15 protein-coding genes are annotated in these 19,559 nt (G+C 69.3%); 7 read left to right on the forward strand and 8 right to left on the reverse strand.

Annotation, left to right across the window (positions count from 1 at the left end; translation table 11 throughout):
- Positions 1-71: 71 nt before the first annotated feature.
- Both ACIN94_RS12040 and ACIN94_RS12045 read left to right on the forward strand, forming a co-directional pair.
- Entirely contained in the window at positions 72-2,063 is a 1,992-nt protein-coding gene (locus tag ACIN94_RS12040) for a beta-propeller domain-containing protein (RefSeq protein WP_400703552.1), read from the forward strand.
- A 249-nt stretch (positions 2,064-2,312) separates the two neighbouring features.
- The gene (locus ACIN94_RS12045; protein ID WP_400703554.1) at positions 2,313-5,219 is read left to right on the forward strand and encodes a M36 family metallopeptidase; all 2,907 of its coding nucleotides are present in this window, start codon (positions 2,313-2,315) and stop codon (positions 5,217-5,219) included.
- 101 nt (positions 5,220-5,320) lie between these two features.
- On the opposite strand, the gene ACIN94_RS12050 is transcribed toward ACIN94_RS12045, so the two are convergent.
- Positions 5,321-7,057, reverse strand: coding sequence for a glycerol-3-phosphate dehydrogenase/oxidase (locus tag ACIN94_RS12050; protein ID WP_400703556.1), 1,737 nt, complete (start codon positions 7,055-7,057; stop codon positions 5,321-5,323).
- 196 nt (positions 7,058-7,253) lie between these two features.
- Here ACIN94_RS12050 and nagA point away from each other — a divergent pair, with 196 nt between their 5' ends.
- Positions 7,254-8,390: an N-acetylglucosamine-6-phosphate deacetylase gene (gene nagA, locus ACIN94_RS12055; RefSeq protein WP_400703558.1), complete on the forward strand. Its 1,137-nt coding sequence runs from the start codon at positions 7,254-7,256 to the stop codon at positions 8,388-8,390.
- Between the two features lie 3 nt (positions 8,391-8,393).
- Here nagA and ACIN94_RS12060 read toward each other — a convergent pair whose 3' ends face one another.
- From ACIN94_RS12060 to guaB, 3 genes are all read right to left on the reverse strand, one after another.
- A complete protein-coding gene (locus tag ACIN94_RS12060; RefSeq protein ID WP_400703560.1) occupies positions 8,394-9,329 on the reverse strand; it encodes a hypothetical protein in 936 nt (311 codons plus the stop codon).
- A 143-nt stretch (positions 9,330-9,472) separates the two neighbouring features.
- Complete coding sequence (locus ACIN94_RS12065) at positions 9,473-10,582, reverse strand: GuaB3 family IMP dehydrogenase-related protein (protein WP_400704080.1); 1,110 nt, start codon at positions 10,580-10,582, stop codon at positions 9,473-9,475.
- A gap of 146 nt (positions 10,583-10,728) precedes the next feature.
- Positions 10,729-12,210: an IMP dehydrogenase gene (gene guaB, locus ACIN94_RS12070; RefSeq protein ID WP_400703562.1), complete on the reverse strand. Its 1,482-nt coding sequence runs from the start codon at positions 12,208-12,210 to the stop codon at positions 10,729-10,731.
- Positions 12,211-12,380: 170 nt separating this feature from the next.
- On the opposite strand from guaB, the gene ACIN94_RS12075 reads away from it, so the two are divergent.
- On the forward strand, positions 12,381-12,758 hold the full coding sequence (locus ACIN94_RS12075; RefSeq protein WP_400703564.1) for a DUF5319 family protein: 378 nt from the start codon (positions 12,381-12,383) through the stop codon (positions 12,756-12,758).
- On the opposite strand, the gene ACIN94_RS12080 is transcribed toward ACIN94_RS12075, so the two are convergent.
- The 4 genes from ACIN94_RS12080 to groES form a co-directional block, all read right to left on the reverse strand.
- Positions 12,719-12,862 (reverse strand): hypothetical protein, encoded by a 144-nt coding sequence (locus ACIN94_RS12080; RefSeq protein ID WP_400703566.1) that lies wholly within the window; start codon positions 12,860-12,862, stop codon positions 12,719-12,721. The two genes, ACIN94_RS12075 and ACIN94_RS12080, sit on opposite strands and share 40 nt — an antisense overlap.
- Positions 12,863-13,013: 151 nt before the next feature.
- The gene (locus ACIN94_RS12085; protein ID WP_400703568.1) at positions 13,014-13,652 is read right to left on the reverse strand and encodes a sigma-70 family RNA polymerase sigma factor; all 639 of its coding nucleotides are present in this window, start codon (positions 13,650-13,652) and stop codon (positions 13,014-13,016) included.
- A 274-nt stretch (positions 13,653-13,926) separates the two neighbouring features.
- The gene (gene groL / locus ACIN94_RS12090) at positions 13,927-15,549 is read right to left on the reverse strand and encodes a chaperonin GroEL (RefSeq protein WP_400703570.1); all 1,623 of its coding nucleotides are present in this window, start codon (positions 15,547-15,549) and stop codon (positions 13,927-13,929) included.
- 90 nt (positions 15,550-15,639) lie between these two features.
- Positions 15,640-15,951, reverse strand: coding sequence for a co-chaperone GroES (gene groES / locus ACIN94_RS12095; RefSeq protein WP_352068171.1), 312 nt, complete (start codon positions 15,949-15,951; stop codon positions 15,640-15,642).
- Positions 15,952-16,222: 271 nt separating this feature from the next.
- Here groES and ACIN94_RS12100 point away from each other — a divergent pair, with 271 nt between their 5' ends.
- The 3 genes from ACIN94_RS12100 (at position 16,223) to ACIN94_RS12110 (ending at position 19,491) form a co-directional block, all read left to right on the forward strand.
- Positions 16,223-16,903, forward strand: a complete 681-nt coding sequence (locus tag ACIN94_RS12100) for a Uma2 family endonuclease (RefSeq protein WP_400703573.1) — start codon at positions 16,223-16,225, stop codon at positions 16,901-16,903.
- Between the two features lie 19 nt (positions 16,904-16,922).
- On the forward strand, positions 16,923-18,089 hold the full coding sequence (locus ACIN94_RS12105; RefSeq protein ID WP_400703576.1) for a methyltransferase domain-containing protein: 1,167 nt from the start codon (positions 16,923-16,925) through the stop codon (positions 18,087-18,089).
- 190 nt (positions 18,090-18,279) lie between these two features.
- Positions 18,280-19,491 carry a hypothetical protein gene (locus ACIN94_RS12110; protein ID WP_400703579.1) on the forward strand — a complete coding sequence of 404 codons (1,212 nt, stop codon included), beginning with the start codon at positions 18,280-18,282 and terminating at the stop codon, positions 19,489-19,491.
- The last annotated feature ends 68 nt before the right edge of the window (positions 19,492-19,559 follow it).

A 19,559-nucleotide genomic window follows, 5' to 3' on the forward strand; every position in this document is an offset into this window, starting at 1 on the left:
CTGGGGTGGCGGTTGTGGCTACTGGTCGGTATCGAGTTGAACCGGGTCTGGTTTCGATCCGTCGTAGGGGCATGAGGACATCGATACGTACGGCCGGCGCCGTCACCCTCGCCGCCGCCCTGCTCGCCACGGCGTGCAGCTCGACGGAGGCGGAACCCGGCGCGAGCCGTACGGCACCGGTCGCCCTGGGGAACATCAAGCTGGTCTCCTACACCGGCTGTGACGACATGCTGGCCGGGCTGCGGGCGGCGGCGGCGAAGGTGGTCGGCCCGTGGGGTCTGACCGGCCCGCAGATCCTGTCCATGGAGGCGCGCTCGGATGTCGCCACGGCCCAGGCCAAGGTCGCGGCGCCCGAGCACTCGACCACGAACGTGCACGAGGCCGGGGTCGACGAGCCGGACCTGGTGAAGACCGACGGCGACCGGGTGATCACCGTCAACCGCGGCGTGCTGCGGGTGGTGGACACCGCGACCAGGAAGGTCACCGGCACGCTGAGGCTGGTGGACGCCGAGCAGGCGTGGGCCCCGGCCGACCTGCTGGTCAGCGGGGACCGGGCGCTGGTGCTGTTCTCCGGCGGCGGGATCATCCCGTTCGGCGCGGTGGCCAAGCGCCCGGTGAGCCCGGGCCCGCGTTACGTCCTCGTCGACCTGTCCGGGGCGCCGAAGGTGATCGGCTCGCTCACACCGAACGGCTCCCACGTGGACGCCAGGATGGTCGGCTCGACGGTCCGGGTCGTGGTCCGCAGCCAGCCCGAGATCAACTTCCCGGACCTCGGCCCCGACCTCTCGGAGAACGAGCGGACCCGCCGGAACGCCGAGATCGTCGAGAGGGCGCCGATCGAGGCGTGGCTGCCGACGTTCGAGACGACGGACGCCAAGGGCGCGACCTCGACCGGCGCGGTCACGTGCGACCAGGTCACCCATCCCGCCGAGTACACCGGCACGTCGATGCTGACCGTGCACAGCTTCGACCTGTCCCGGGGATTCGCCGGAACCGCGCCGATCAGCGTGGCGGCCGACGGCGACACGGTCTACGGCACCGGCTCCAGCCTGTACGTGACCAGCAACCCGCGCTGGTGGTGGCCCCGGCCGATCGAACCGCCGGTGATCGACGACGTGCCGACGGCCACCGAGACCCCTGCCCCTCCGGCCACCCCGGCGGCTCCGCAGGCCGAGCCGACGGCGGCGGAGCCGACGCCGGTCGAGCCGCCGGAGGAGACCGAGGTCCACCGGTTCGACATCGGCGCGCCGGGCGCGCCCCGCTACGTGGCCTCCGGGAAGGTGCCGGGCCGGCTGCTCAACCAGTACTCCCTGTCGGAACACGAGGGGCACCTGCGGGTCGCCACCACCTCGACCGCCGGGCAGAACAGTTCCAGTGCCGTCTACGTGCTCGATGCCGACACCCTGGGCAAGGTCGGCGAGATCGGCGGGCTGGGGCAGGGTGAGCGGATCTACTCGGTCCGGTTCATCGGCCCGGTCGGCTACGTGGTGACGTTCAGGCAGGTGGACCCGCTCTACACCCTCGACCTGAGCGACCCGGCGGCGCCGAGGAGGACCGGCGAACTGAAGATCACCGGCTACTCCGCCTACCTGCACCCGGCGGGCGACGGGCGGCTGATCGGCATCGGTCAGGAGGCGAGCGAGAAGGGCCGCACGCTCGGCACCCAGGTCTCGCTGTTCGACGTCAGCGACCCGGCTGCCCCGCGCCGCCTGTCGCAGATGTTCCAGAAGGACTCCGGCTCCGAGGCCGAGTGGGACCCGCACGCCTTCCTCTACTGGGCGAAGACAGGTACGGCCGTCCTCCCGCTGACCGTCTGGAACGGCGGCGAGCAGGTCAACGGCGCCGCCCTGGTCCTCAGGATCGACGACTCCGCCGTCACCAGGGCCGGCACCGTCGTCCATCCCCGGCCGAAGCCGGCCGGCGACACCCGCTTCGCCCCTTACGACCCGGGCATCCGCCGTTCGGTGGTGATCGGCGACAGCCTCTGGACGGTCTCCGACCTGGGCCTCAAGGTCAGCGATCTGAACGGCCTCGCCGACCAGGCCTGGATCCCGTTCGACTGACCCGGCGAGCACGTCCGGCGCCTCCGGCCCCGCCGCCGGGGGCGTCCGCGTGTCCCGGCAGATCATGGTGACCGTCGAAAACGGACAGATCACTACCTCCGTCTAGCGGTACCACTAATGCCTTATTACACCGACATACCCTTCTTTACAAGATCTTGTCATAAAACTTGAATCAGTGTTACCTCTTGCGCAACACGCGGAACCACGCGTGGCCCGGCCAACCACGGCCGTCTCTGTGCAGGAGGATCGGTGTCGACCAAACATTGGTTACGCATCGCCGTCATCGCAGCCGCCACCACGGCGCTCGCCATTCCCCTTCCGGGTATCGCCCAGAGCAAACCTGGAGGACCACCCTCCAAGGCTCATGACTTCCAGGCCGAGGAGCACGGCAGGCCCGATGTGGACAACCGGCGCGGCCGCGTCGCACCCCCGGCCCTGCTGTCCAAGGCCGCGAAGGCCTCGACGGTCCGATGGAACATTCTCGGCACCCCGGCCATCGTCACCGACTCCGCACCGCTCGCCGAAGGACTGAGTGCCGACCCCGAACAGGCGGCACGGGCCTATCTCAAGGCCAACGAGAACCTCTTCGGCCTCTCGGGCGAGGCCGTGGACGCGCTGGAGAAGCTCGCGGTCAACCCCATCGGGGACGGCCACGCCGTACTGCTCAGGCAGAAGTTCGGCGACCTGCCCGCGGGCGTGGACGGGCAGGTGGCGATCGGTGTGACGGGCGGCAAGGTCGTCTACGTCACCTCGACGCTGTCCCGCTCCACCGAGGCGCCCCCGGCCGCCGCGATCACCGAGCAGCAGGCGCTGGAGATCGCGGCCGGGGACAGCGGGATCGACCTGGCCACGGCGAGCACCAAGAGGGTCACCTCGGTGGCGGTGCCCGCGCCCGACGGGACGCACAACGCCTTCCAGGTCGTCCTGATCGGCGAGGACGAGAGCGACGTCGCCGGGTACACCACCCATGTGGACGCGGTCAGCGGCGAGATCCTGACCCGCGAGAACCTGGTGGACCACCACTTCGAACCGGACAACCCACGCTGGGCCGTCTTCCCGGCCAACCCGCCCGACGACTACTCCTCCACCGACACCCGCGTGACCTGGTGCTTCCAGGCCGGCCCCGGCTGTGACCAGGCCATCGGCCACGACCCGGCGACGGGCAGGGCCTGGGACGTGGACCACGTGACGGGCACGCCGAGCGGCACCAGCCTCGGCAACGCCGCCAGGACCTTCGAGAACCGCGCCAGCAGCAACTCGAACAGCGTGGGCAGGCGCAGCAACGTGGCCACGCCGGACCGGAACTACACCTATCCGTGGACCAACAGCTGGCACACGTCCAAGTGCGACCCGGCCGTGCTGGACCAGCCTGGTGAGGCCGACCTCGAAGCCGCGATGGCGAACCTGCACGCCATGCACAACCGGATGCACGACTGGTCCTACCGGCTCGGCTTCACCGAGACCGCGTGGAACATGCAGAAGGACAACGGCGGTCGCGGCGGCCTCGGCAACGACCCCGAGCAGGGCAACGCCCAGGCGGGCGCCCGGGTGTTCAGCGTGCGCAACAACGCCAACCAGGTCACCGGCCCCGACGGGGTCGCGCCGATCACCAACATGTACCTCTGGCAGCCGACCGCCGGCTCCTTCTACTCGCCGTGCGCGGACGGCGACTACGACATGTCGGTCATCGGCCACGAGTACACCCACGCGATCTCCGGCCGCATGATCGCCGGTCCGAACGCCGGGTGGAGCGGCGCCCAGGCCGGGGCCATGAACGAGAGCACCTCCGACCTGTTCGCCATGGAGTACCTCTTCGAGAACGGCTTCCGCCCCTCGGGCGACACGCCGTACGTGACCGGCGCCTACGTCACCGGCGACAAGAAGGCGGGCATCCGCAACTACGACATGTCCAACTCCCCGCTGAACTACAGCAACATCGGCTACGACCTCGTCGGCCCGCAGGTGCACGCGGACGGCGAGATCTGGTCGGCCACCCAGTACGACGTGCGCAAGGCCTTCATCAAGCGGTACGGCGAGGGCACCCCGGCCGAGCAGAAGGCGTGCGCCGAGGGACAGACCACGCTGGAGCAGTGCCCCGGTAACCGCCGCTGGACGCAGGTCTCCTTCGACGCACTACTGCTGATGGCCTCCGGAGCGGTCAGCTACGTCGACCACCGCGACGCGCTGCTCGCGGCCGACACCATCCGGTTCGGCGGCAAGAACCAGGACATCATGTGGCAGGCCTTCGCCCAGCACGGCCTCGGCGAGGGCGCGGCCAGCAAGGGTTCGAACGACGCCCACCCGACCCCGAGCTTCGTCGACCCGGCCGGCAAGAACGGCAGGCTGCAGCTCAAGCCGCTGAGCGACGCCAAGGGCGCGGTGCTCAGGCTCTACGTCGGCGACTACGAGGGCCGCGCCGTACCGGTGGCCGACACCGACCCGGCGACCGAGCTGAGTGACACCGTCGAGATGACCCCGGGCCAGTACGACTTCGTCGTCGTCGGCGACGGGTTCGGGCACACCCGGGTGAAGTTCACGGTGCGGCCCGGCGTGACGCTGCCCATGCCTCTGCCGCTGGCCAAGAACCACGCCTCCGCGGCGCTGGGCGCGACGGCGACGGGCGACGGGATCAACCACGGCAGGCTGATCGACGAGACCGAGGCGACGAACTGGGCCTCGCTCACCGGCGCGGTGAAGGGCAAGTCAGTCACCGTCGACCTGGCCGGGACCAAACCGGTGCTGGTCAGCAGGGTCCAGGTCAGCGCCATGCTGCGTCCCAACATCAACGACCCGGCCGACCCCGGTGCCCAGAACCGCTTCAGCGCCCTGCGCGCCTTCGAGGTCCTGGCCTGTAACGCCGCGAAGAAGGACTGTTCCTCCCCCGCGTCGTACTCGGTGATCTACACCAGCCCTGACGACGCCTTCCAGACCCGCCTGCCGCGTCCGCGCGGCGCCGACCTGATCATCAAGTCCTTCAAGGTCTCGCCCACCCAGGCGACCCACCTGACCCTGCGGGCCGTCTCCACCCAGTGCACCGGCAACCCGCTCTACGCCGGTGAGCAGGACAACGACCCCAACTCCGCGACCGACTGCGCGACCGCCAGCCCGGCCAGGGACCAGCTGCGCGCGGCCGAGTTCCAGGCGTTCTCCCGCTAGTCCGATCCCACCGGTCCGATCCCATACGGCTCCCGCCCTCGCGGCGGGAGCCGTACTCGCGTCGGGAGCCTTACTCGCGCGATCCCGGGGCCGGCGGCGGCTCAGGCGATCTCGGGGGTCGCGACGGGAACGACGTCGGGTGCGCCGAGGCGGATCGCGTCGGCCTCCTGGTCGGTGTCCTGCTCCTGGGAGAGGCGCTCGGCCTCGACCTGCTTCGTGTAGTACTCCACCTCGCGCTTGACCTGCTCGGCGTCCCACTCCAGCGGCCCGGCGAGCAGCTCGGCAGCCTCCTGTGCCACAGCCAGCCCGCGGTGGAAGGTCTCGATCGAGATGTGCGTGCGCCGGGCCAGCACGTCGTTCAGGTGACGGGCGCCCTCGTGGGTGGCCGCATAGACGATCTCGGCGCGCAGGTAGTCGTCCGCCCCGGTCAGCGGGAGGGCCAGCGACGGATCCCGCTCGATCAGCGCGAGAACCTCGTCGATCATCGACCCGTACCGCTGCAGCAGGTGCTCGATCCGCGCCACGTGCAGCCCGGACGAGTGGGCCAGCCGCTGCCGGGAGTTCCACAGCGCCTGGTAGCCCTCCGCCCCGGCCAGCGGGATCCGGTCCGTGCACGACGGCGGGACCCGCTGGTCCAGCCCGTGCGCCACCGCGTCCACCGCGTCCTGCGCCATGACCCGGTACGTCGTGTACTTCCCCCCGGCCACCATGACCAGCCCCGGCACCGGGTGCGCCACCATGTGCTCGCGGGAGAGCTTGGACGTCTCCTCCGACTCCCCCGACAGCAACGGCCGCAGCCCGGCGTACACACCCTCGACGTCGTCGCGGGTGAGCGGCACCGAGAGCACCTCGTTCACGTGCTCGAGCACGTAGTCGATGTCCGAGCGGGACGCCGCGGGGTGGGCCCGGTCCAGGTCCCAGCGGGTGTCGGTGGTCCCGATGATCCAGTGACGCCCCCACGGGATCACGAACAGCACCGATTTCTCGGTACGCAGGATGATCCCGGTGAGGGAGTGGATCCGGTCGCGCGGGACGACCAGGTGGATGCCCTTGGACGCGCGGACGTGGATCTGCCCCCGGCCGCCGACCAGTTCCTGGATCTCGTCGGTCCACACCCCCGTGGCGTTGACCACCTGCTGGGCACGGACGTTCATCTCGGTTCCGGCCTCCAGGTCGCGCACCCGGACCCCGGTGACCCGCTCGCCCTCCCGCAGGAAGCCCACCACCTGGGCCCGCGACGCCACGTGCGCCCCGTAGGAGGCGGCGGTCCGCAGCATGGTCATCACGTAGCGGGCGTCGTCGACCTGGGCGTCCCAGTACTGCACCGCACCGGAGAACGCCGCCCGCCGCAACGAGGGCGCGAGCCGCAGAGCCCTCTTCCGCGACAGGTGCCGGTGTCCGGGCACGCCCCGGGTGGAGCCGAAGGAGAAGCCCAGCGAGTCGTACAGCACCAGGCCCGCCCCGACGTACGGCCGCTCCCAGCCGAGGCGCGTGAGCGGGAGCAGGAACGGCACGGGCCGCACGAGGTGCGGGGCGATCCGCTGCAGCAGCAGCGCCCGCTCCCGGAGCGCCTCCCTGACCAGGTCGAAGTTGAGCTGCTCCAGATAACGGAGCCCGCCGTGGATCAACTTGGACGATCGGGACGAGGTGCCGGAGGCGAAGTCGCGCGCCTCCAGCAGCCCGACGCTCAGCCCGCGGGTCGCCGCGTCCAGCGCGACCCCGGCACCGACGACCCCGCCGCCGATCACCACCACATCGAGCTCCTGAGCGCCCATCTGCGTCAGTGCGGCGACCCGTTCGGCAGGGCCGAGCCGTGCCGTTCCCATTCGCGCCGTCATGGTGCATCCCCCCGGGGGTACGGGTTGTCATATGGCGTCGGATATCTACCCATCCACCCTAGGCATCACTACCGATCGGTAGGGGGCCGCGGGACGAGATTCCCACCACATCCTCCGGGGCGGCGCGGCAAGGTCGGTGTTCCTTCCCCCGTGAGCGCCGTCGACCGGCCCTCCGGGAACCGGGGAGGATGGTTCCATGAGCATCACACTCACCGACGCCCGTGTCGTGACCCCCGAAGGTGTCCACGGAGGCTGGCTCACCATCGAGGACGGCCGCATCACCCACGTGGGCCAGGGTTCCGCCCCCGGTCCGGGCCACAACCTGGCGGGCCGATACGTCGTGCCGGGGTTCGTCGACATCCACAACCACGGCGGGGCGGGGGGTTCCTTCCCCACGGGCGATCCGGACGAGGCGGTCAGGATCGCCGCCCTGCACGCCCGGCACGGCACCACCACGCTCATGGCCAGCCTGGTCACCGCGACGCTGGACGATCTGGCCAGGGCGACCGCGGCCCTCGCCGACCTGTGCGAGGACGGCCTGCTGGCCGGGATCCACTTCGAGGGCCCCTACATCTCCAGGGCCCGCTGCGGCGCGCACAACCCGGCACTGCTCCGTGACCCCTCCCCGAGAGAGTTCACCGATCTGCTCAGAGCCGGGCGCGGCCACGTGCGGATGCTCACCGTCGCCGCCGAACTGCCCGGCGCGCTGGACACCATCCGGGAGGCGGTCGCCAACAACGTGATCGCCGCGCTCGGGCACAGCGACGCCACCTACGAGCAGACCATCACGGGCATCGACGCCGGCGGCAGCGTCGCGACCCACCTCTACAACGCGATGCCGCCGCTGCACCACCGCGATCCGGGGCCGATCGCCGCGCTGCTGGAGGACGAGCGCGTCACGGTCGAGCTGATCAACGACGGTGTTCACCTGCATCCGGCGATGATGCGCCTGGCCTACGACGTCGCGGGTCCCGGCAGGACCGCGCTGATCACCGACGCGATGGCGGCCGCCGGCATGGGCGACGGTGTCTACGGACTCGGCCCGATGAAGGTGAACGTCACCGGCGGCGTCGCCCGGCTGGCCGAGGGCGGCTCCATCGCGGGCAGCACCCTGACCATGGACGTCGCGTTCCGGCGCAGCGTCCAGGAGGTCGGCCTTTCCCTGCCCGAGGCGGCCGAGATCGCCTCGCTCACCCCTGCCCGGGTGCTCGGTGTCGCCGACCGCCTCGGTTCCGTCTCCGTCGGCAGGCAGGCCGACCTGGTGGTGCTCACCGGCGACCTGGAGGTCTGCGGGGTCATGAAGCGCGGAAACTGGATCGTCGAGCCCTCCTGACCCTCACGACCACTTCCAGCGGATGCCGATCAGGCCTGGCTGGAGCGAGCCTGTCACCAGGTGAACCGCGTGATGGGCGTTGAGGGTGAGCTCGGCCTGGTCGTGCTCGCTCGCGGCGGAGTCGTGGCGGGCGAAGCGGTGGACGCCGACCGGCAGGGCACCGGGGTCGAAGCTCACCCGGAGCATGTACTGACCCGCCGGGAAGCGGAAACCCCGCTCGTACTCGGTGCTCTCCACACCGCTCGGATCGGCGAGCTCGTAGCGGATCACCTGGGTGTCCCCGGCCCGGAGCACCCGATCGAACAGCAGTTCGGCCACGACCAGAGCGGCCGGCCCGTCGCGGCGGATCCGGCCGATCCTGCAGTCCTCCAGTGCCCGGATCCGCACGCGCTCCACGTCACACCCGATGTCGCCCCGGTAGAACATGATGTAGCGATCGGACCCGTCCTCGTACGCCTGCACCACCTGGAGGGTCTCGCGCCGGGTGGTGCTGCGGTCCGCCCCGATCCGCAGTGACTCGTACATCCCGGCGATGTGCAGCCGCCGGTCGTCGGCCACGCTGTCCAGCTCGTGCAGCAGGGTCGACAGGGCGTCCGTGGAGCCCAGGATCGAGGAGTAGGACGCCTCGGTCGGCTGCGGCCCGGCGCTCTGACCCCGGCCCCGGGGCCGGGGCGGGCCGAGCAGTCCCATCAGCGAGCGCGGCGGCAGGCTGAGGATCTCCTCCAGCGCACGTACGGCGCGCAGCGATTCGGGCCGTTCTGGACGGCGCAGGCCCTGCTGCCAGTAGCTCAGGCTCGTCATCCCGACCCGCAGACCGCGCTCCTCCAGGCGCCGGCGGAGCCTGTCCAGGGTCAGGCCACGCGCCTCCACCGCGGCGCGGAGCGCGACGTGGAACGGCCCCTCGCTGAGAGCGATCCGGAGCTCGGGATCATCCGACACATGGGCATGTTCACAGATTTTCCCCCATACGTCACTTTCGTGATCCCAGACATTCCAGTGAACGCCGTGGCCCCGGTGTATGCCGCCACAACGGCGGACGCCCGGCCCCACGGGCCGGGCGTCCGCACGGATGTCAGCGAACGTCAGCCGGTGTGCGGCGCGACGACGACCTCGACCCGCTGGAACTCCTTCAGGTCGGAGTATCCGGCGGTGGCCATCGTCCGCTTGAGCGCACCCATCAGGTTCATCGAGCCGTCGGCCACCGAGGACGGGCCGTGCAGGATCTGCTCCAGCGTGCCGACCGTGCCGAACTCGACCCGCTTGCCCCGGGGAAGCTCGGGGTGCTGCGCCTCCGAGCCCCAGTGGAAGCCGTGACCTGGGGCCTCGACGGCCCTGGCCAGCGGCGAGCCGACCATGACCGCGTCGGCGCCGCAGGCGATCGCCTTGGCGATGTCGCCGGAGGTGCCCATGCCGCCGTCGGCGATGACGTGGACGTAGCGACCGCCGGACTCGTCCATGTAGTCGCGGCGTGCCGCAGCCACGTCGGAGATCGCGGTGGCCATCGGCACCACCACTCCCAGCACCGTGCGGGTGGTGTGCGAGGCGCCGCCGCCGAAGCCGACGAGCACGCCGGCCGCGCCGGTCCGCATCAGGTGCAGTGCCGCGGTGTAGGTGGCACAGCCACCGACGATCACCGGAACGTCGAGCTCGTAGATGAACTGCTTGAGGTTCAGCGGCTCGGCCCGGCCGGACACGTGCTCGGCGGAGACCGTGGTGCCGCGGATCACGAAGATGTCCACGCCCGCGTCGATGACGGCCTTGTGGTGCTGGACCGTGCGCTGCGGGGACAGGCGGACGGCCGTGGTCACCCCGGCCGCGCGGATCTCCTCGATGCGCCGGCCGATCAGCTCGTCCTTGATCGGCGCGTCGTAGATGCCCTGGAGCCGCTTCGTGGCGGCCTCACCCTTGAGTTCGGCCACCTCCGCCAGCAGGGGCGTCGGGTCCTCGTAGCGGGTCCACAGTCCTTCGAGGTCCAGCACGGCGAGACCGCCGAGCCGGCCGACCTCGATCGCGGTCTTCGGCGAGACCACACTGTCCATCGGGCTCACCACGACGGGCAGATCGAACCGGTAGGCGTCGATCTGCCAGGCGATCGAGACCTCTTCCGGGTCGCGAGTGCGACGGGACGGGACGATGCCGATCTCGTCGAGCGCGTAGGCGCGACGGCCGTTCTTGCCGCGCCCGATCTCCACCTGAGTCATATGTCTGTCTTTCCCATTCCATGCGGGTACGGCTCACGCCAAGCGGCGCAAGCCGTACCGTGCCGTTGTGGCCCGCCTGCTCGCCGAGCCCGGCGCGGATTCCTTGTTCTCCGTGCCGCGGCGTCCGCGACAGGCCCCTAACGACGGTGGTAGTTCGGAGCCTCGACCGTCATCTGGATGTCATGCGGGTGGCTCTCCTTGAGGCCCGCCGCGGTGATCGGCATGAGCTCGCACCTGGTGTGCATCTCCGCGATCGTGCGGCACCCGGAGTACCACATCCCCTGGTGCAGGCCGCCGACGAGCTGGTGGGCGACCGCGGCGACCGGGCCGCGGTAGGGCACCTGGCCCTCGATGCCCTCGGGGATGTACTTGTCCTCGCCGCTGACGTCGGCCTGACCGTAGCGGTCCTTGCTGAAGGAGACGCCGCCGCGCTCGCGATTGCGGACCGCGCCGAGCGACCCCATCCCCCGGTAGGACTTGAACTGCTTGCCGTTGATGAACATCAGCTCACCCGGGGACTCCTCACAGCCCGCCAGGAGCGACCCCAGCATGACCGTGTCGGCACCGGCGGCGATGGCCTTGACGATGTCCCCGGAGTACTGGAGGCCACCGTCACCGATCACCGGCACACCTGCCGGACCGGCGGCCAGCGAGGCCTCGTGGATGGCCGTCACCTGGGGAGCACCGACGCCGGCGACCACGCGGGTGGTGCAGATGGAGCCCGGCCCGACGCCTACCTTGACCGCGTCGGCTCCGGCGTCGACCAGCATCTGGGCGCCTGCCCGGGTGGCGATGTTGCCGCCGATCACCTCGACCCGGCTGTTGGCCTTGATCTTGGAGATCATGTCGGCGAGCCCCTTGGAGTGACCGTGCGCGACATCCACGATGATCACGTCGACACCGGCCTCGATCAGAGCCGCCGCCCGCTTATCGGCGTCACCCCCGACGCCGATGGCCGCCCCCACGACGAGCCGGCCATCGGCGTCCTTGGTGGCGAGCGGGTACTGCTCGCTCTTGGTGAAGTCCTTGACCGTGATGAGCCCGCGGAGCCGCCCCCCGGCGTCGACCAGCGGGAGCTTCTCGATCTTGTTCTCCCTGAGCAGCTCGAACGCGCCGTCCCTGGAGACCCCGACCGGCGCGGTGATGAGCGGCATCGGGGTCATGACCTCGCGCACGGGACGGCGCTGGTCGGTCTCGAAGCGCATGTCACGGTTGGTGACGATGCCGACGAGCACGCCGCCCGGGTCGGTCACCGGGACACCGGAGATCCGGTAGGTGGCGCAGAGGCGTTCGACATCGGCGAGGGTGGCGTCCGGCGAGCAGGTGACCGGGTTGGTGACCATCCCGGCCTCGGACCGCTTGACAAGATCGACCTGCTGGGCCTGGTCCTCGATGGAGAGGTTGCGGTGCAGGATGCCGATGCCGCCCTGACGGGCCATCGCCACCGCCATCCGGGCCTCGGTGACCGTGTCCATCGCCGCCGAGATCAGCGGGATGCGCAGGGTGATCCCCCGCGACAGCCGCGTTCCGGTGTCAGCCTCACCGGGCTGCAGGTCGGAGTACGCGGGAACCAGGAGCACGTCGTCGAACGTGAGTCCCGGTTCGGTGAACTTGGCCATCTGCAACCCTCCTGCCACGGCGCTCTCATGAGTGGGGAAAGGCGCCGGCCCCCTGGTCGTAGTTTAGAGTCTGGCTCCAAACCTGGGGGACACCGGGGAAAGAAGCCAGGTCCTGAGTGACTGGTGCAGTTCGCAGCCTGTCGGCCACATCAAGGCCATAAGGTGGGATAGTGCTCGACGATGTCCCTCGCGACCCGTTCGCGGATGACCCCGACGACCCGGCGGCGGCGCTGGGAGAGCCAGACGACCCCGAGCCGCTGACCTCAGCCGAACGCGACGAGGCCATGACCGACCTGGCCGACGTGGAGGTCTTCCACTCGCTGCTGGGCCCCCAGGGGGTGCTCGGCCTGGTCCTCGACTGCCCCGAATGCGGCGAGCAGCACTACTTCGACTGGGAGCTGCTCCGCGGCAACCTCCGCCAGATGATCGAGAACGGCAAGCCGCAGGTGCACGAGCCCGCCTGCCGGCCCAACCCCACGGACTACGTCACCTGGGACTACGCCCGGGGCTACGTGGACGGTGTGCTCGACACCGGGGAACATCCCTGATCAACGTCGTCGATCAGGGCGGACAGCAGCCTGACGGCGGCATCGGAGGCGGGGACGTTCTCTCTGCGGGAGAGCGCCTCCAGGAGGGCGTCGGTCTCGGCCACCGCCGGATCCTCCGCCGGCCCGTATCTCCGGACCGGACGTCGTGGATGGACCGTCGTCATGGCAGCGCCCGCTCAGGGCGCTCGCCGGCTCCGCGAGCCCCGCTCCGCGCTCCGCGCCCGTGCTGCCCGAGCAGGCCCGGCTGCTCCATGGTCAAGCCGTCGACTCCAGCTCCGCCATCGCCCGCAACCGTGCCAGCGCCCGATGCTGGGCAACCCGGACCGCCCCTGGTGACATGCCCAGTACATTACCCGTCTCCTCCGCGGACAGGCCCGAGACCACCCTGAGCATCAGCAGCTGGCGCTGATTGTCCGGGAGCCTGGAGAGCAACCTGCGGGCATGCTCGGCCTCGATGTAGCGGACCACGGTCTCCTCCGGCCCCGGGCCCTCGTCGGGCCCGTCCGGGAGGTCCTGGGTGGGTACGGCGGAGCGCACGGAGCTGCGCAGCGCGTCGGCCACCTTATGGGAGGCGATACCGAAGACGAAGGACGCGAACGGGCGCCCCATGTCACGGTAGCGGGGCAGAGCGGACAGCACCGCGATGCACACCTCCTGGGCCACGTCGTCCGCGATGTGATACTGACCGGAAACCCGGCCGAGACGAGCACGGCAATAACGGACGACCATTGGCCGTAACTGCGCGATCAGGGTTTCGATCGCGGTGCGATCCCCTTGAACGGCGAGGCTCGTCAGATCCTTGAGATCATCCCTGTGGGCGACCCCTTCAGATCTCGTCGCAAGCCTTACCCCACTTTTGGCGTCGGCGACGCATCCCTCGGTCACGTTAGGCATGATGCCCGCCCCGATCCGGCCTGTCGTCATAGCAAACGGCTACGGATTGGTCACATTGAGGCGGAGATAACGGGGCGTAATCGAATGACGACAGCGACGACCTTAGTGCGCCTGGATATTTCATTGGATAGCCGAATATGTCGACTATTTGTTAGATAGATCTTTGCTCTTCCAAGAGGAGCATAGTGACGCTTTGGAGCCCCTTGTGGTTTACCGGAAAACAGTACGGCTCGCGCCCCCTGGGGGACGCGAGCCGTACCGGATCCGATGGAGATCAGTGGCCGTGGCCGTGCCCGTGGCCGTGACCACCGGCGGCCGGGGCCTCCTCCTCGGGCTTGTCCACCACGAGGGCCTCGGTCGTCAGCAGCATGCCGGCGATGGAGGCGGCGTTCTGAACGGCCGAGCGGGTGACCTTGACCGGGTCGATGACGCCCTGGGCGATCAGGTCGCCGTACTCGCCCGTGGCGGCGTTGAGCCCCTGACCGGCGGGGAGCTCGGCCACCTTGGTCGTCACGACGTAGCCTTCGAGACCGGCGTTCTCGGCGATCCAGCGAGCCGGCTCGATGAGCGCCTTGCGGACCACGGCGACACCGGTCGCCTCGTCGCCGGAGAGGCCGAGGTCGTCCAGGACCTTGGCGACGTGGATGAGCGCGGAGCCACCGCCGGAGACGATGCCCTCCTCGATCGCCGCACGCGTCGCGGAGATGGCGTCCTCAAGGCGGTGCTTCTTCTCCTTGAGCTCCACCTCGGTGGCCGCGCCGACCCGCAGCACGGAGACACCGCCGGCGAGCTTGGCGAGGCGCTCCTGCAGCTTCTCCCGGTCCCAGTCGGAGTCGGACTGCTCGATGGCGTGCCTGATCTCCTTGACCCGGTCGGCGATCGCCTGCTCGTCACCGGCCCCGTCCACGACGGTGGTGGCGTCCTTGGTGATCACGACGCGGCGGGCGGTGCCGAGCACCTCAAGGCCGACGTTCTCCAGCTTGAGGCCGACCTCCTCGCTGACCACCTGGCCACCGGTGAGGATCGCGATGTCCTGCAGCATGGCCTTGCGACGGTCACCGAAGCCCGGCGCCTTGACGGCGACGGAGGTGAAGATGCCACGGATCTTGTTCGTGACCAGGACGGCAAGGGCCTCACCCTCGACGTCCTCGGCGATGACGAGCAGCGCCTTCTTGGTCTGCGCGATCTTCTCCAGCAGCGGCAGGAAGTCCGCGACGGAGGAGACCTTGCCCTGGGTGATCAGGATGTAGGGGTCCTCCAGGACCGCTTCCATGCGCTCCTGGTCGGTGACCATGTAGGGCGACAGGTAGCCCTTGTCGAACTGGAGACCCTCGGTGAACTCCAGGTCCAGACCCATGGTGTTGGACTCTTCGACGGTGATGACACCGTCCTTGCCCACCTTGTCGAACGCCTCGGCGATCAGCTCGCCGATCTTGGAGTCCTGCGCGGAGATCGTCGCTACGTTCGCGATCTCCTTCTTGTCCTCGACCGGACGGGCGGACTCGATCAGCTTGTCGCTGACGGCCCGGGCCGCGAGGTCGATACCCCGCTTGAGCGACAGGGGCTGGGCACCGGCGGCGACGTTGCGCAGACCTTCGCGGACCATCGCCTGGGCGAGGACGGTCGCGGTGGTCGTGCCGTCACCGGCGACGTCGTTGGTCTTGGTGGCGACTTCCTTGGCGAGCTGGGCGCCGAGGTTCTCGTACGGCGTCTCCAGCTCGACCTCGCGAGCGATGGTGACACCGTCGTTGGTGATGGTCGGCGCACCGAACTTCTTGTCGATGACGACGTTGCGGCCCCGCGGGCCGAGAGTCACCTTCACGGCGTCTGCGAGGGCGTTCACACCACGCTCAAGAGCGCGGCGTGCGTCCTCCTCGAACGACAGGATCTTCGGCATGTCAATCCTCTCTAAAAGTACGTCGGCGTATCAAAGCCCCGGGCGCTCACGCGACCCGGGGCTCGATACGTCATCTTTGTGAAGCGTGAACTACTTCTCGATGATGGCGAGCACGTCGCGAGCGGAGAGCACCAGGTACTCCTCGCCGCTGTACTTCACCTCGGTGCCGCCGTACTTGCTGTAGAGGACGATGTCGCCCTCCTTGACGTCGAGCGGAATCCGCTTGTCGCCGTCCTCGTCCCAGTTGCCGGGGCCCACCGCGAGGACCTTGCCCTCCTGCGGCTTCTCCTTGGCGGTGTCCGGGATCACAAGGCCGGAAGCGGTGGTCTGCTCGGCCTCCAGCGGCTGGACCACAATGCGGTCGCCGAGCGGCTTAACGGGAACCTTGGTGGCGGTCGTCACGTCGGACCTCCCCTTCAGATTTGAATGATCTAGAAGAGGCGACCAGCGGTCTGCCGTCGCGGGTGTCAGACCTGCCTCGTCGCATATGATTTGGCACTCTCGATGGGAGAGTGCCAATACGGAACAGTATGCAAGGAGGCCTTGACAGTCAACACGAACCGCCCGTGTGTGCTTCCGGCGAACATCGCCCCTCCCCCTTCAGGGGACAGAACCCCTCCGATTCGGGGAACATACGGGAGGATGAGGGTGAGATCTGACGGGATGTATGTCGATGACCACACAGAGTGACGGTGACGACGCTACGGTGGACGACGTGACCAGCACGGTAAGCGAGGAGACGGGCACGGCGCGCGCGACGGGCGATCCGCTCGCCAACTGGCCCTACCCCCCGGAGGGGGGGTGGACGGCCGACGACCTCGACGACCTTCCCCAGGAGGGCCCCAACGGCGAGCTGGACTTCTTCAAGCACGTCGAACTCGTCGATGGAGCCCTCATCTTCATGTCCCCCCAGAAGCGTTTCCACGATGTCGTGATCCGCAGGCTCGCAAGCGCCTTTGAGTCCCAGGCACCCGGAAGTCTCGCGGTGGCCACCCAGATGGACATCACCCTTGGTGCCAGGCAGCGCCCCTGTCCCGATGTGCTTCTCATCGATGCCGCCCTGGATCATGAGCACGACCGCACGTCGTATACCCCTGATGAGGTCCATCTGGTCGTGGAGGTGGTCTCGCCCGAGTCCAAGCTGCGTGACCGCGAAGTCAAGCCTCTCCGTTACGCCGGAGCTGGAATAACCCACTTCTGGCGCATCGAGGAAGAGGGCGGCAAACCAATCGTTTACGTCTACGAACTCGACCCCGCCACCCACGCCTACGTCCCTACCGGCATCCATCACGGCAGGCTCTCCGTACAGGTGCCGTTCCCCATCGAGATAGACCTCGCCGACCTGCTGAGCTGAGGCGGTAACGTCGGACGACGTGGACCTTGACGCATTCCGGGAACTGCTGACGCCGCGTGGCCAGGAGGCACTGGGGGCGGCGGCCGAGATCGCCGGTGACGACCCGGTGGCGGCGGTGACGCGGCTCAGGAAGACCTACGACGCCGGCCTGACCTCGGCCGCGCTCACGCAGGCCACGCTCAGACGACGCGCCAGGGAGAAGTTCGGCGCCGACGCCGATCTCATGTACTTCACCTCCGGCGGCCTGGAGCAGGCCACCCGGCGCGAGGTAGCCGACCACCGGACCCGCCGCATCGCCCCGGGCTCCCGGGTCGCCGACGTGTGCTGCGGCATCGGCGGTGACCTCCTCGCGCTGGCCAGGGCCGGATGTGAGGTGGAGGCCGTCGACGCCGACCCGCTCACCGCCGCGATCGCCCAGGCCAACGCCGACGCCCTCGGCTTCGGGGATCGGGTCTCGGTCCGTGCGGCCGACGCCGCCACGCTGGATCCGGCCGCCTTCGACGTCCTGTTCGCCGATCCCGCCCGCCGCACCGCGCGGGGCAGGACCTTCGACCCGATGGCCTACTCTCCGCCGTGGCCCGACGTGCTGGAGATGGTGGCAGCGGCGGAGGCCGCCTGCCTGAAGGTCGCCCCGGGCATCCCCTACGCGTTCATCCCCGCCGGCGCCGAGGCCGAGTGGGTCTCCTACAAGGGCGAGGTCAAGGAAGCCGTGATCTGGTGCGGCGCCCTGGCGGGCGACGCGGAACGCAGGGCGACGATCCTCCCCGCGGGCGCGACGGTGACGCCCGACCCGGCGCTCGGGCCGGTCGGCCACGGCCCCGTCGGCCGGTACGTGTACGAGCCGGACGGCGCGGCGATCCGGGCCCATCTGGTCGCGGAGGTCGCCGCGATGGTCGACGGCCGTCTGCTCGACCCGCACATCGCCTACATCACCGGGGACGTCGCGGCGCGGACGCAGTGGGCGTCCCGATACGAGGTCCACGAAGTGCTGCCGTTCTCGCTCAAACGGCTACGGGCGGCGCTCCGCGAGCGCGGGGTCGGCAACGCGACGATCAAAAAACGCGGTTCGGCGGTCGACGTCGACCGCCTGCGTAAAGATCTGCGACTCTCCGGCGACAACTCAGCCGTGGTTATTCTTACCCGAATTATCGAAAAACCATTTGCCCTTATCTGCACCCCTTCCTGACCTGCCGAAACGGTAAATTCAGATAATTTAGCGGCAATCACGATCTTTTAAAGTCCGCCCTGAAAATCTTGATCCAAAGGCTAGGGTTGTCGCGCGGGCCTTCTTCCCCGCGTGCGGTTCAACCGCGTTCATTAGCAGACCGGACCAATCCCACCGCGCGGCTGAACGTCGGCGAGTGAAGGAGTTTTCGGTGGATCACTCCGACCGCATCCCGCTCCAGACGGGCAGCCAGGCCGCCATCTCCGACCGGATGCGCGAGCTCCTTGCCCGCGCCGCCCAGGATCACGTGTACGAGCAGCGCACTCAGGGGGCCGTGCTGGACGAGATCCGCCAGCGCCTGGAGAGCATGGAGTGGTTGCTGCGGGAGGTGAGGGAGCGCGAGCTCGGCGGGCTGAGCGGCACGCTGGAATCCGTCCACGGCCGGCTGGACGACATCTCCGTCCGCCCACCGGTCTGGGCCGAAGGTCTCGCCCAGCATGTCGAGGCGGTCCGCGACCGGGTGGACGCCATAGGCGAGCGCGTGGGCTCCGTCAGCCAGCGCGTCGACTCCGTCCGTGACCGGGTCATCCCTCTCGGGGAGCTACCGAGCCTGTGGGCCGATGTCGGCGCCGTCGGCGAGAACGTGGACGAGGCCCTCATCCGCCTCCAGGCGATCGCCGAGGACACCCGGGGCGTCGGTGACCGCGTGGGCGAGTTCGCCGAGCGCCTCGGTCAGATACAGACCGGCATGGAGGCGGCGGCCACCCGGTTCACCCGCCTGGACAGGTCGCTGACCGACCTCGCCCAGCGGGCCGAGCGCCTTGAGTCCGGGATGCTCGACCTCTCGGCAAACGTGCGGAAGACCGTCAGCGACGCGGCCGACCGCCTGCTCGCCGCCGTCGAGCAGGTCAACGGCAGGGTCAACCTGCTCGTGACCCGGACGGACAGCAGGGCCGACGGCGTCGAGGGCCGGCTCGACGCGCTGGACGAGCGCCTCGACGAGGTCGAGAGCCGCATCACCGGCCGCGTTGAGGCCGTCGACTCCCGCCTGGCCACGCTGGACGGCCACACGGAGAAGATCGGGCTCCGGCTGGAGGACGTCGGCGATCAGGTCGAGGCCGTCGACCAGCGTATCGGCCGGCTACCCGCCACCCTGAACCTCGGCGAGATCATCGGTAACCAGGCAGGCGATCACGCCAGGCGTCTCGACTCCCTTGACGAGCGCGTCGCCCAGGCCCAGGCCGCTCTCGTCCCCCTGGCCGACATGCTCCGCGCCCAGCCCGACCGCGAGCAGCTCGTCGAGACGCTCAGCGAGACGATGGCGCCCGCCCGCATCGAGCTCACCCGCAGCCTGAGCGCCCTGGAGGAGACCATGCTGGCCCTGGCCGAGGCACTGCTCCGCCCCATCAGGGACAAGGACTGACGATCTCCGTCCTGCCGCATCGTTGCAGGTCAGCAGCTATATCTGATCCAGTACTGCGGGTAATCACC

Source organism: Streptosporangium sp. NPDC087985 (assembly GCF_044741965.1).
Lineage (GTDB): Bacteria > Actinomycetota > Actinomycetes > Streptosporangiales > Streptosporangiaceae > Streptosporangium.

Coding starts and splice junctions, on each gene's coding strand:
- ACIN94_RS12100 (WP_400703573.1), top strand. CDS start 16,223: ATGACCACACAGAGTGACGGTGACGACGCTACGGTGGACGACGTGACC.
- nagA (WP_400703558.1), top strand. CDS start 7,254: ATGAGCATCACACTCACCGACGCCCGTGTCGTGACCCCCGAAGGTGTC.
- groL (WP_400703570.1), bottom strand. CDS start 15,549: ATGCCGAAGATCCTGTCGTTCGAGGAGGACGCACGCCGCGCTCTTGAG.
- ACIN94_RS12050 (WP_400703556.1), bottom strand. CDS start 7,057: ATGACGGCGCGAATGGGAACGGCACGGCTCGGCCCTGCCGAACGGGTC.
- ACIN94_RS12040 (WP_400703552.1), top strand. CDS start 72: ATGAGGACATCGATACGTACGGCCGGCGCCGTCACCCTCGCCGCCGCC.
- ACIN94_RS12085 (WP_400703568.1), bottom strand. CDS start 13,652: ATGCCTAACGTGACCGAGGGATGCGTCGCCGACGCCAAAAGTGGGGTA.
- guaB (WP_400703562.1), bottom strand. CDS start 12,210: ATGGCCAAGTTCACCGAACCGGGACTCACGTTCGACGACGTGCTCCTG.